Source organism: Pseudenhygromyxa sp. WMMC2535, assembly GCF_011083025.2.
The window spans coordinates 3,404,669-3,416,473 of the sequence record NZ_JABJWV010000001.1 but is presented as its reverse complement, the minus strand read 5'-3'; the positions used below and the strand labels follow the sequence as shown (position 1 = coordinate 3,416,473).

Annotated in this window: 11 protein-coding genes; 1 reads left to right on the top strand and 10 read right to left on the bottom strand. The window is 68.2% G+C overall.

Annotated features, from left to right (window positions below; all coding sequences use genetic code 11):
• Positions 1-23 precede the first annotated feature (23 nt).
• The 6 genes from nadA to G6O69_RS13230 all read right to left on the bottom strand — a co-directional run bounded on the left by nadA (position 24) and on the right by G6O69_RS13230 (position 6,283).
• Entirely contained in the window at positions 24-1,538 is a 1,515-nt protein-coding gene (nadA, locus tag G6O69_RS13255; RefSeq protein ID WP_172303867.1) for a quinolinate synthase NadA, read from the bottom strand.
• Between the two features lie 59 nt (positions 1,539-1,597).
• The gene (locus tag G6O69_RS13250) at positions 1,598-2,572 is read right to left on the bottom strand and encodes a class I SAM-dependent methyltransferase (RefSeq protein ID WP_172303866.1); all 975 of its coding nucleotides are present in this window, start codon (positions 2,570-2,572) and stop codon (positions 1,598-1,600) included.
• Between the two features lie 2 nt (positions 2,573-2,574).
• Entirely contained in the window at positions 2,575-3,441 is an 867-nt protein-coding gene (locus G6O69_RS13245; RefSeq protein WP_172303865.1) for a class I SAM-dependent methyltransferase, read from the bottom strand.
• Between the two features lie 96 nt (positions 3,442-3,537).
• On the bottom strand, positions 3,538-4,014 hold the full coding sequence (locus G6O69_RS13240) for a DnaJ domain-containing protein (protein WP_172303864.1): 477 nt from the start codon (positions 4,012-4,014) through the stop codon (positions 3,538-3,540).
• Between the two features lie 130 nt (positions 4,015-4,144).
• Positions 4,145-4,750: a PilZ domain-containing protein gene (locus tag G6O69_RS13235; protein ID WP_172303863.1), complete on the bottom strand. Its 606-nt coding sequence runs from the start codon at positions 4,748-4,750 to the stop codon at positions 4,145-4,147.
• 9 nt (positions 4,751-4,759) lie between these two features.
• On the bottom strand, positions 4,760-6,283 hold the full coding sequence (locus G6O69_RS13230) for an Rne/Rng family ribonuclease (RefSeq protein ID WP_172303862.1): 1,524 nt from the start codon (positions 6,281-6,283) through the stop codon (positions 4,760-4,762).
• A gap of 208 nt (positions 6,284-6,491) precedes the next feature.
• On the opposite strand from G6O69_RS13230, the gene G6O69_RS13225 reads away from it, so the two are divergent.
• The gene (locus tag G6O69_RS13225; protein ID WP_172303861.1) at positions 6,492-7,661 is read left to right on the top strand and encodes a UTP--glucose-1-phosphate uridylyltransferase; all 1,170 of its coding nucleotides are present in this window, start codon (positions 6,492-6,494) and stop codon (positions 7,659-7,661) included.
• 11 nt (positions 7,662-7,672) lie between these two features.
• Here the strand turns inward: G6O69_RS13225 and G6O69_RS13220 are convergent, their stop codons facing one another.
• From G6O69_RS13220 to pntA, 4 genes are all read right to left on the bottom strand, one after another.
• Complete coding sequence (locus G6O69_RS13220) at positions 7,673-8,350, bottom strand: hypothetical protein (protein ID WP_172303860.1); 678 nt, start codon at positions 8,348-8,350, stop codon at positions 7,673-7,675.
• Between the two features lie 12 nt (positions 8,351-8,362).
• The gene (locus G6O69_RS13215; protein ID WP_172303859.1) at positions 8,363-8,542 is read right to left on the bottom strand and encodes a hypothetical protein; all 180 of its coding nucleotides are present in this window, start codon (positions 8,540-8,542) and stop codon (positions 8,363-8,365) included.
• 125 nt (positions 8,543-8,667) lie between these two features.
• Entirely contained in the window at positions 8,668-10,110 is a 1,443-nt protein-coding gene (locus G6O69_RS13210) for an NAD(P)(+) transhydrogenase (Re/Si-specific) subunit beta (RefSeq protein WP_172308221.1), read from the bottom strand.
• 18 nt (positions 10,111-10,128) lie between these two features.
• Complete coding sequence (gene pntA, locus G6O69_RS13205) at positions 10,129-11,781, bottom strand: Re/Si-specific NAD(P)(+) transhydrogenase subunit alpha (RefSeq protein ID WP_255215773.1); 1,653 nt, start codon at positions 11,779-11,781, stop codon at positions 10,129-10,131.
• Positions 11,782-11,805: the final 24 nt, after the last annotated feature.

The following is an 11,805-nucleotide window of genomic DNA, read 5'->3' as shown; positions in this document are numbered from 1 at the left end:
ACCGATCTCCGTCCCAGTCCCGTTCAGCGAGCCCGGATGTCGGCGATCAGCGCCTCGGGCAGCTCGCCCCCGCGCTGAAAGCCGCGCATGTGGAGGATCGGCAAGGTCCCGAGCTGCGCCATGGTCCGCCCGGCGATGGTCTCGGTGTAGGCCTCGGGACGGAAGCCCGCGAGGGCCTCGTGGGCCTGCTCGACGCCCTCGCGGGGCTCGCCCGGCCCGGCGCTCGAGGGCAGACGCTCGAGCAGGTCGACGAGGGCGTCGAGGCTGTTCATCTTCATGTACGGACAGGTCGCGCAGCCGCCGGCGGTCGAGCAGCCCTCGCCACCGGACACGCCGGGGACCAGGGGCATGGCGGCGTCGCCGGTCGCGGTCACGGCCTCGCTGGCGACGGGGAAGATGATCTCGACCTCGACCTCGCGGGCCGCGGGCGCCTCGGCCAGGCGCGCGCGGATGCTGCGGGCGATGGCCGTGATCATCCCGGCCTCGGTGCCGAGCACGAAGCGCAGGCGCGTGGGCCCGTGGGGGGCGGCGCCCTCGTCCAGGGCCGCGTCGAGGCGCGCGCCGATGTGATCGAGGATGTTCTTGGTCGAGCCGATCACCCCTCGGCCCTCGCGCTGGGCTCGCAGCGCCAGGGCGAACATCTCACCGGGGACCTCGAGGTGCGCGGTGACGTCGACCGCCGTCGCGCCAGGCTCGGCCGCGGCGCGGTAGTAGTCGTCCTCGACCCGCCGGGCCACGTCGGCGCCAAAGAGGTGGTGCACCACGCAGTTGCCCTGCTCGAAGTAGTGAAAGCGCGGGAGCAGGGCGCGGATCGTCTCGCGGTCGTGGGCCGGGTGCAGCGCGCGGATCGCCTCGTCGTCGAGCTCGAGCAGCGTGGCGAACAAGCGCGCGAGGTTTTGGCCCATGTAGGTGTCGGGCCCGAACCACACGTGCGCATCGGGCTCCTGCGCGAAGGTCTGGAGCACCGTGGCCACGACGTTGCTCGAGGTGCAGGTGATCGTCGGCACCTTGTGGTGCGCACGGGCCTTCGTCCGCAAGCTCGTGTTGATGTAGACAACGTGCAGCGACTTCGGCGTCGCCATGGCCTTGTCGAGCCACGCCCCGTAAGCCAGGGCCTCGGCCGACTCCGCCAGCGAGCAGCCGATCGGCCGCTCGGACACCCGCCAGCAGCCCACGTCCTCGTGGCCCGAAGCGTCGAGCATCGCGCGGACGTTCTCGGACATGAAGTCGACGCCGAGGACCACGATCTCCTGGGCGCCGGCCTTGGCCATGTCACAGGCCCGATCTGCCATGACGAGGGAGTCGGACACGTGGATGTGCGGCCAGTCGCATGCGTAGAGCACGCCCTGGAGCTCGGGGTCCATGTAGAAGTGGGCGACCACCCCCGCCGAGCGCGAGCTCAGCAAGCGCTCGAGCCGCGAGACGACCCCGGCGTCGGGATCGAGGTACTCGGCTTGGGCCTCGGCGAAGGCCCCTTGGGCCTCGACGCCGTCGGCGCGGATGATCAACGAAGGAAATGGCTCGGACCGGGTGGACAAGCGGGGGCTCCGTTGCAGGAAATCTATCGCAAAAAGCCCCGTGTGGCCCGGATTACCCGCTATTTCTTTTCGCCGATGACGTAGACCAGCCAGCTGTCCTGCTGCTCGGTGACCTGGACCTCTTCGTACTCGCCGGTCCCCTCGAGCATGTCGTCGTCGTCGTCGTCGTCGTCCTCGTCCTCGTCGTCCTCGTCGTCGTCGTCGTCCTCGTCGTCCTCGTCGTCGAGATCGTCGTCATCGATCTCGTCGTCGTCATCATCGTCGTCGTCGTCGTCGTCGTCGTCTTCGACCTTCTCCCAGTACACCCGGACGTTGGCGAAGCCGACCTCGAAGAGCAGGTCGCGCAGCTCGGTGATCGACCACAGCCGCCAGTCGTAGGTGAAGGCCTTCTCGAGGCGAGAACCATCATCGAACTCGAAGTGGATGTGGCAGACGATCTCGTTGGTGATCGGGTTGAAGGCGGCCTGCTCCCAGATGTAGGTGAAGCCGTCGAGCTCGCGGATCTCCTCGTCGGTGTCGATGGCCTTGAGGCCGCCGAAGAGCTCGAGGAAGACCAGGCCGCGGTCGGCCAAGCTGGCGTAGACCTGCTCGAAGTAGCGCTTGAGCTCCTCGCGCTGCTTGAAGATGCAAAAGCTGAAGTTGAGGGCGGCGACGACGTCGGCCTTGGTGATGGCCTCGTTGTCGACCTCGAGCACGTCGCCGCGGACGAGCTCGAGGCGGTCGCCGAGGGCCTCGGCGTGGGGGCCGAGGTTGTGGCGGCGGCCCCAGTCGAGGGTGTCCTCGTCGAGGTCGACGCCGATCGCCCGGCGGTTGTCGTCCTCGAGGCACCAGGTCAGCGAGAGCTTGGCCGTGCCGCAGAAGTCTTCGCGCAGGACCTGGGGCGAGGCGCCGCGCAGCTCCTCGTAGACGTCGGCGAAGAGCTCACAGTCGGCCTCGGGCGACTGCACCGAGCGCTCGTAGAGCTCGTGGAGATCCGCCCGCTCGGCCCGAGTCGGGCGCTTGCGCTTCTTACCTTTGTGCTGCTTGCCGCCCATTTTTAGTTCTCGGCGCTAATGTACACCCACCACACGCCCTCGTTGTCGAGATCCTTGGTCTCGTAGTAGGTCCCCGTCCCGTCGCCGTCGTCGTCCTCGCGCTCGGCCCAGATCCGGACCGTGGCGAAGCCGGCCTCGAGCAGGAGCTCGCGCAGCTCGGGCAGGGTCCACACGCGCCACGAGTAGCTGAAGGCCTCGTCGATGCGCGAGCCGTCCTCGAACTCGAAGTGAATGGCGCAGTCCATGTGCCCGGTGATCGGGTTGTAGCGGATCTGGTCCCAGACGTAGGTGAAGGGCTCGCCCTCGTTGACGACCCCGCGCTCGTCGATCACCTCGCGCTCGTTGATCTCGCTCATCGGCACCTCGGTGCCACCATAGGCGTCGAGAAAGAGCACGCCGTCGTCGACGAGGCCCGCGCGGGCGGCCTCGAAGTAGGCCAGCAGCTGCTCGCGGGTCTCGAAGCACCAGTACGAGAAGTTGTAGCCGACGGCGACGTCGGTCAGCGTGGGCGAGGCATCGAGCACGTTGGCCTCGCGCAGGGTCATCCGCGACTCGTAGTCGACCCCGTCGCGCTCGCCCGCCGGGCGCACGCGCTGCTCGAGGCCCCACTGCAAGGTCTCGCCGTCGAGGTCGACGCCGATCGCCGTGCGCTCGCGGTTGCTGCGGACCCAGGCCAGGCTGAACACCGCGGTCCCGCAAAAATCTTCGCGCAGGCTCGAGGCCTTGCGCTTGCGCAAGCGCTTGAAGGTCTTGGCGACGAACTGGACCTCGGACTTGGGGTCCTGGACAGAGAGCTCGTAGAGTTCGTGACGGTCGGCGCGAGCGGCCTGACCACGGAGCTTGACCTTCGAATTCCTGGACGCAGCCATCGGCCGCGCCGATTTAGAGGAGCCAGGCGCGACGGTCAAGCTGCCGCTGGCGCTCGATCTGCGCCCAGCGCAGCGCGACGCACGGGCCCGGCGGCCTCAGGCGGCGCCCAGGTGGATCTTGAGGCCCTCGTAGGCCGCGGTGATCTTGCGCGCGACCTCGGTGGCGGCGGCGTACTTCTCCGGGTCCGAGGCGTAGCGGTCCGGGTGGTACTTGGCCACGAGCTTGCGATAGGACTTGCGCACGGTCTTGAGGTCGGCCCCCGAGGGGATCTCGAGGGTCCGGTACCACTCGTCGAGCTGCCGGCCGCTCGGGCGAGCGCCCCTCACTGGGCCGCCGCCTTGGCGGGCCTCCTCGAAGGCCCGCTCCCAGGCCTCCTCGGCGCGATCCTTGGCTTCGCGCGCGCGCCTGCCGGCCCGCGCCCCGACCGAGTCGTCGACCTCTCGACGCAGCTCCTCGTCGAACTCCTTGTCGAGGCGCCGACGCTCGCGCTCCTCCGGATCCGTGGAGAAGGCGCTAGCGAAGTCCGTCAGGTTCGAGCGCGTGACGTCCCAAAAGCGCTTGCCGATGCCCACCTCGAAAGTGTGGCCCCGGCGCCTCGCAAACACAACACCCGCGGCGGCGGCGGCAGCGAGCGCCGCGACCGACCCGGCCGACTCGGGGGGTCGAAGGCCCGCTCGCTCCGCCTCAGCGACCTCAGCGACCTCAGTCTTCGTCGCGCTCCAGGGGGAGCGTGGGCGCTTCGTCGAGCGCCTGGGGCGTCCCGGTGTAGACCGAGGTGACCTCGTCATCCTCGTCATCCTCGCCGTCTGGGCCCTCGAGGCGCACCGGCGCGGGCCGGGGGAAGACCGAGGTCGCGTCCTCGTCGTCCTCCTCGGTCGCAGCCGCGGTCGCAGCCGCAGCCGCGGCCGCGACCTGGCTGGGCAGCGGTGGCGGCACGAAGCGCGCGAGGCCCAGGGGCGCGCCGCTGTCGCGGGGGCGCAGGCGCTCGAGCGAGGACTCGATCGCCTCGCGGGCCTCGTCGTCGACGGACTCGAACTCGACGCCCATGCCCGGAGGGTCCTCCGAGTGACGCACGACCTTGCCGAACACGTCGACGATCACCGGGTCGTCGAGCATGATCGTGAAGCGCAGCTCGATCTGCTCGCCGATCTCCGGGCGCTCGAGGGTGTGAACGAACACCCCGGAGATCGAGAGGTTGGAGACCCAGGTCGAGCCCGGCGCGCCCGAGGGGGCGACGTCGAGCTCGTCGAACTCGCGGTTGATATCGACCCGCTCGTCTCGCCGCCGCTCGGACCCGTCCTCGCTCATGCCCTCAGCTTACTCGCTGGCGCCGGTGCGCCGAGCCTTCTTGCCGCGGATCTCGAACTTTTCCGGGTGAAAGCCCTTGCGACCGTGGATCTCGATCGCCTTTTGCACTCGCTTGACGGTGTGGTCCACCGCCGGGCGCTCGGCGCCGTTCATCAGGTCCGCGACGTCGGGGTGGACCGTGATGGTGATCAGGTCGCCGGCGAGGTGCTCGCCCTCGCGGCGGATCTGGCGGAGGACCTCGTAGCAGATCGTCGACGGGCTCTTGTGGTAGCCCTTGCCGCCACAGACCTCGCAGGTCGTGGCCAGCCGGCGCTCGAGGCTCTCGCGCGTGCGCTTGCGGCTCATCTCGACCAAGCCCATCTCGGAGATCTTGGTGATGTGGGCCTTGGCGCGATCCCGACGCAGCGCCTCTTGCAGGCGGCGGTAAACCTTGCGCCGGTTGGACTCGCGGTCCATGTCGATGAAGTCGATGATGATCAGCCCGCCGACGTTGCGCAGGCGCAGCTGCTCGGCGATCTCGTCGGCCGCCTCGAGGTTGGTCTGGGTGATCGTCTCCTCGAGGGTCTTGCCCTTGCTGCCGACGAACTTCCCGGTGTTGACGTCGATCGCCGTGAGCGCCTCGCCCTGGTCGAAGACCAGCGAGCCGCCGCTCTTGAGGTCGACCTTGCGCTCGAGCGCGCGATCGATCTCGAGCTCGATGCCGTAGCTGTCGAACACGCCCTCGCGGCCAGTGAAGAGCTGGATGCGGTCGGCGTACTCGGGCAAGAACGCGCCGACGAAGCGCTTGAGCCGCTCGTAGGCCACGCGGTCGTCGACGATCACCCGCGCGAACTCGGGCGAGAGGTGGTCTCGGACCACGCGCAGCATCAGGTCGAGGTCGCGGTAGAGCAGCACCGGCGCACGGTGCAGGCGCTCGTTGGCCTTGAGGTTGGCCCACAGGCGGATCAGGTAGTCCATCCCCGCGCGGACCTGGGCCGAGGACGCGTGGCGAGCGACGGTGCGCACGATGAAGCCGCTGCCCTTGGGCCGCATCTCGTCGACGATCCGCCGCAGCCGCCTGCGCTGGCGCTCGCTGGAGATCCGCCGCGAGATGCCCACGTGGCTGACCGTGGGCATGAACACCACGTTGCGACCAGGCAGGGAGATATAGGAGGTGATGCGCGCGCCCTTGCTGGAGATCGGGTCCTTGACGACCTGGACCAGGATCTCCTGGCCCGGGTGCACGAGGTCCGCGATGTTCCCGACCTTGGACGATCCCCGCCGCGGCACTCCGTCACCGTCGACCGTGTCGACGGTGGAGCCCGGGGCGGCGATATCGCCCGCGTAGAGGAAGGCGGCCTTCTCCTCGCCGATGTCGACGAAGGCGGCCTGCATTCCCGGCAGCACGCGCAGCACCCTGCCCTTGTAGACGTTGCCAACGATGCCGCGCTCGCGCTCGCGCTCGATGAAGAGCTCCGTGAGGATGCCGTTCTCGATCAGGGCCACGCGGGTTTCGGGGCCGTCAGCGTTAATGACGATGACAGATTCGGACATGAGGTTCTGCGCCGAGCACGGCCGTCCAGGCGGCTCGGCGTGGGCGACCGATTGGTAGCATGTCGCAGCCCAATCGCGCAGCGAGTCCAGACTCGCTCCACGGGAGAGTAGTCATGACCTCTGGACTGGAACGATGTACAGTCCCTGGTCGTCTCCGAGTGCCGAAGGTACTGGTCAAGCTCACATCCCCAGTGATATTTGATCACAGGTGGAGCTTCGCCCCTCGGTCGCGGACTACGCCTTTGACATCGCGGCCTTCGAGGCGCTGCGCTCTCGACTGCGCGCGGGCTACCTCGGCGAGCACACGACCAAGCTGCCCCGCTCGCCCGATCCCCTCTCGTCCATGCGGCGCCCGCCGCTGCTGGACTTCCGCACCTTTGGCCCACGCCTGAGCGCCGGCGAACGTAACCTCGCACACCTCGCCGAGCGCGGACAAAAAGCCCTGCGCCACGGGCGGGCGGCCGTGCTGATCCTCAACGGCGGTATGGCCACGCGCTTCGGCGGCGTCCCCAAGGGCGTCGTCCCCGTTTCCGAGGACGGCAGCGAGGCGTTCTTGTGGGTCAAGCTCGCCCAGATCAAGCGGCTCATCGATCGCTACGACGCGCACGTCCCCGTGATCATGATGCACAGCTTCGCGACCGAGGCCGCGAGCGAGCGCTACCTGCGGGAGATCGACTGGGCCGGGATCCCCGAGGCCATGCGCCACACCTTCTCGCAGTCGGTGATGCCGCGGGTCACCCCCGAGGGCGTGCCCCTGCAAGAGCTGCCCGAGCACGCCAACGCCCCGGACACGCTGCTCTACGCCGCGCCCGGCCACGGCGACACCTTGCTGCGCTTTCGGGCCAGCGGCGTGCTCCGGACCCTGCGCCAGGAGGGCGTCGAGCACGTGCTGGTCGCCAACGTCGACAACCTCGGGGCCGAGCTCGACCCGATCTTGCTCGGCGCGCACATCGAGGCCATCGACGCCGGCGCGCACATGAGCGTGGAGGTCGTCGACCGCGAGGGCGACAAGGGCGGCTGCGTGGCCGTGATCGCCGGGCGCCCGGTGATCGTCGAGGGCTTCCGCCTGCCCCCGGACTGCGACATGCAGCGCTACCCGCAGTTCAACACCAACACCTTGTGGTTTTGGCTCTCGGCCATCGACCGCGACTTCGACCTCGACTGGTTCCCGGTCCGCAAGACCGTGCCCGTCCCCGGGCGCGAGCCCATAGAGGTCGTGCAGTTCGAGCAGCTGATCGGCCAGTCCACCGAGCACCTCGAGGCCCACTACTTCGAGGTCGACCGCGAGCGCCGCTTCATGCCGATCAAGACCCGCGACGATCTGGTGACCGCGGGGCCGCGGATGCGGGCGCTGATCAAGCGCCTCAAAGAGGGCTGAAGCCCGAGCGCTCAGAGGCCCCCGAGGAGCGTTGGAAAGCTGCGCTCGACGGCGGCTTTGTCCAGGCGAAAGCTCAGACGTCTCAGCAGCTTGTGGCCGATCTCGGATGGCTCCCTGACTCGCTTCGACCAACGATGGGTCAGATCCATGGACTTCTCGTAGTCGACATCTCGTGGAGGAGGAGCGTCGCCCATGCCGACCTCGCCGTGCTTGGGCCGCTCGAGCTGAGCGTTGGCGTGCCCGCCAGTCCAAGCTGCCAGAGCCAGATAGGGCGCACGTCGGCTCACCGGCATGAACGCAGACGGCGCAAATCCCATCGCGTCAGTCCTGAGACCCTCCGAAGTGGTCCACGTCGACCGAACGCCAACTTCCCGGCCGTCTCTAGCGAGCTGAGGGTCCGCCGAGATCTCCCACCGAGGGTGGCTGGAGAGCGCCCCCAAGAATGACGCGGTCTCGTCATCGCCTCTGAGGTTCACGCCGAGCAACACGCCGACTCGCCCGCTCTGCCCTGCCTCGTCCAAGAAGTCCGCGACAGCAGCGGGGTCTACCGCCGAGTCGAAGAGCTCGTAAAACAGCAGCCCCTCTTCGGAAGCCGCAAAGTGAGCAGCGAACGCACAACCCGTGAGCTGACCTCTACGCAGCCAGTCTCGAAAGACGACCTGCTCATGGCTGGTCTCGCTCGAACTCACCAGCACATCTCGTCAATCGAAGCTGACGCGCATGCGCTTTTTTGGCGCACTGATCGCTGCAACGGCCCGACCTTGATCGTTTTTGATCAGCACTCGCCCCTCTTGGATGGCCTGGTGGACGACCCTCTTGGGATCGCTTCGGAACTCAGCCTGAGAAACCGAAGCTGACTCCTGCTCGGGCTTGCGCTCCATCTGCTCAGACTACCCCTCTCGCTCCTGGACGCCAACTCGAAGACCTGGTCACAGAGCAAAGGATCGAAACCACACGACAATTCCCGGAGCGATCTCCGGCGCGGGGCTCGCTATTGAGACCTCTCCTAACGCAGCTCGCCGAGGATCGCGTCGACGTTCTTCTTCGCGTCGCCGAAGAGCATCCGCGTGTTCTCGTGGAAGAAGAGCGGGTTTTGCACGCCGGCGTAGCCGCTCGCCATGCCGCGCTTCATCACGACCACGGTCTTGGCCTTCCAGACCTCGAGCACCGGCATGCCCGCGATCGGGCTGTCGGGGTCGGTCTGGGCGCTCGGGTTGACGATGTCGTTGGCGCCGATCACCAAGACCGCGTCGGTCTCGGGGAAGTCGTCGTTGAGCTCGTCCATCTCGAGGACGATGTCGTAGGGGACGTTGGCCTCGGCGAGCAGCACGTTCATGTGCCCCGGCAGGCGCCCGGCGACGGGGTGGATGCCGAAGCGGACCTCGCAGCCGGCCTTGCGCAGGATCTTGATGGCGTCGGAGAGCGAGTGCTGGGCCTGGGCCACGGCCATGCCGTAGCCGGGCACGATGATCACGCTCTTGGCGTCGCGCAGCATCGTCACCGTGTCCTCGACGGAGAACTCCACGGTGTCGTCGCGGCCCTTGCCGTCGCTCTCCTTGGGCTTGCTCGCCCCGCCCCCGCTGTCGGTGCCGAAGCCCCCGAGGATCACGGAGATGAACGAGCGGTTCATGGCCGCGCACATGATGTAGGAGAGGATCGCGCCCGAGCTGCCGACGAGGGCGCCGGTGACCAGCAGCAGGTCGTTCTCGAGCATGAAGCCCGCGGCGGCCGCGGCCCAGCCCGAGTAGCTGTTGAGCATCGAGACGACCACCGGCATGTCGGCGCCGCCGATCGCCATGACCAGGTGCACGCCGATGATCCCGGCGATAGCGGTCATGATCAGCAGGTAGAGCAGCCCGCCGTGGGCGTCGTGGCCGACGAAGAGCACGCCCATGACCACGCAGGCCACGACCATGGTCACGTTGAGCATGTGGCGGCCGGGGAGCATCAGCGGCTTGCCGGAGAGCGAGCCGCGCAGCTTCAAGAAGGCGATCACCGAGCCGGTGAAGGTGATCGCGCCGATGAACACGTCGATGAAGATCTCGATCTCGTGGATCAGCTGCTCCGAGCCCGTCAGCGCGTGCAGCGGGGCCATGTAGCTCGAGATCCCGACGAGCACGGCGGCCAGGCCGACGAAGCTGTGCAGGACCGCGACGAGCTCCGGCATCGAGGTCATGGCCACGCGCGCGGCCATGTAGGCGCCGATCAGCGCGCCCGGCAAGATCGCGGCGGCGAGCAGGCCGACGCCCGAGGCCCCGAGCTCGAAGGGCGCGTGGCCCTCGAAGGCGCCGACGATGTAGCCGGCGGTCGCGGCCACGGCGATCAGCATGCCGAGGATGCCGTAGAGGTTGCCCCGGCGGGCGCTCTCTTGGTTGGACAGGCCCCCGAGCGAGAGGATGAAGAGCACGCTCGCGGCGATATAAGCGACGGTGAGTAGTCCGGCGGGCAGCATGTCGTCCTCGTGCCTCTACTTGTGGAACATCTTGAGCATGCGCTGGGTGACCAAGAAGCCCCCGGCGATGTTGATGGTGGCCACCAAGATGGCGGCGGCCCCGAGGATCACCGCTGGATCCCCCATCTCACCGCCGATCTGCAGCATGCCGCCGATGATGATGATCCCGCTGATCGCGTTGGTCACGGACATCAGCGGGGTGTGCAGGGCCGGGGAGACGTTCCAGATGATCTGCCAGCCGACGAAGCAGGCGAGCACGAAGACCGTCAGGTGCTTGAGGAAGTCCTCGCCGCCGCCCCAACCCACGGCGATCAGCGCGAGGCCGCCGAGGATCAGCGGCCACCACTTGGGCTCGCCGGCCGGGGGCGCGTGGCCGTGGCCGTGGCTGGACTTCTTCTTGGCCGCCGGCTCGACCGCCGCCGGCTTTTGGGCCTCGGGCTTTTGTGCCTCGGGCTTCTTTTGCGGCGAGGGCTCGATCTTGGGCGGCGGCCAGCGCAGCTCGCCCTTATTGAGGACCAGCGCGCCGCGAACGACCTCGTCGGCCTCGTCGACCTCGAACCCCTCGGCCCCGCCCATGTCGTCGAGCAGGTGAAAGAGGTTGTTGCCGTAGAGGTTCGAGGCAACGTTGGGCATGCGGCTGGGCAGATCGGTGTAGCCGATCAGCTTGACGCCGTGCACGACCGTGACCTCGTTGGCCGTGACCTGCGGACAGTTGCCGCCGCGCTCCGCCGCGAGGTCGACGATCACCGAGCCCTCGCGCATGTTCTTCAGCGCCTGCTCGGTGATCAGCAAGGGCGCGGGCTTGCCGGGGATCAGCGCCGTGGTGACGATGATGTCGACCTCTTTGGCCTGCGCCTCGAAGAGCGCCCGCTCGGCGTCCATGAACGCCTCGGACATCACCTTGGCGTAGCCGCCGGCCCCGGTCCCGTCCTCCTCGAACTCGAGCGGGAGGTACTCGGCGCCCATGGACTCGACCTGCTCCTGGACCGCCGGACGGGTGTCGAAGGCCCGCACGATGGCACCCAGCCCGCGCGCGGCGCCGATCGCCGCGAGGCCCGCCACGCCCGCCCCGATCACCAACACCTTGGCCGGGGGCACCTTGCCCGCCGCCGTGAACTGCCCGGTGAAGAAGCTCCCGAAGTGCTGGGCGGCCTCGACCACGGCGCGGTAGCCCGCGATGTTGGCCATGGACGAGAGCGCGTCCATCTTCTGCGCGCGAGAGATCCGGGGGATCGCGTCCATGGCCAGGACCGTGGCCCCGGTCGCCTTCAGGCGCTCGACCAGGGCCTCGTTTTGTGCCGGCCAAATGAAGGAGATCAGCACCTTCGAGGCGTCGAGGAGCTCGGCCTCGTGCTTGCCGAGCCCGGGGTGCTCCATGGGCTCGCGGACCTTGAGGATGATGTCGGCCGTGGACCACAGCGCCTCGGCCCCCTCGACCACCGTGCAGCCGCTCGCCTCGTAGGCCGCGTCGGAGAAGTCGGCGGCGGCGCCGGCTCCGGCCTCGATGAGCACGGTGAAGCCGAGCTTCTGCAAGCGCTTGGACGTCTCGGGTGTCGTCGCCACCCGGCGCTCGCCCGGGAAGACCTCTTTGGGGATGCCTACTTTCATCGCTGATCCCTCGCGCTTCGTGTCGAACTGCCTGATCAGCCCGGCCGAAGAGCGTTGCATCAGTATCACGAACCCGGACCACCC